The sequence below is a fragment of the Stappia sp. TSB10P1A genome, from assembly GCF_900185725.1.
Lineage (GTDB): Bacteria > Pseudomonadota > Alphaproteobacteria > Rhizobiales > Stappiaceae > Stappia.
On the sequence record NZ_FYAU01000034.1, the window covers coordinates 1 to 614 of the forward strand.

The 614-nt window shown below is 68.1% G+C and carries 1 protein-coding gene; it reads left to right on the forward strand.

All coding sequences use genetic code 11. The features are described from left to right. On the forward strand, positions 1-614 hold a 614-nt coding region (gene gshB / locus TSB10P1A_RS17335; protein ID WP_186389205.1), incomplete at both ends, for a glutathione synthase.

Consider the following 614-nt stretch of genomic DNA (forward strand, 5'->3'; position numbering starts at 1 on the left):
TACACGCCGGACCGGCTGGCGATGACCGGCGACACGGTCACCGCCGCGCTGGAGCCGGTCACCGTGCGCGACGAGCCGGGCAACCACTTCACCCTCGGCGAGCGGAAACTGACCGACCTTGCCGAGATGGACGTGATCCTGATGCGGCAGGATCCGCCCTTCGACATGGCCTATGTCGCGGCGACCCACATGCTGGAGAAGATCCACCCCAAGACGCTGGTGGTGAACGATCCGGCCTCGGTGCGCAACGCGCCGGAAAAACTCTTCGTCACCGAGTTCCCCGACCTGATGCCGGAGACCCTGATCACCCGCGACCGCGCCGCCATCGACGCCTTCCGCGCCGAGCATGGCGACATCGTCATGAAGCCGCTGTTCGGCCATGGCGGGGCGGCGGTGTTCCGCATCACCTCGGACGATCTCAACTACGGCTCGCTCTACGACTTCTTCGCCGTCACCTTCCGCGAGCCCTGGGTGATCCAGCGCTTCCTGCCCGAGGTCTCCAAGGGCGACAAGCGCATCCTGCTGGTCGACGGCGAGTTCGCCGGGGCGGTCAACCGGGTGCCGCAGGAGGGGGACCTGCGCTCCAACATGGTGCGCGGCGGCGCGGCGCGCGA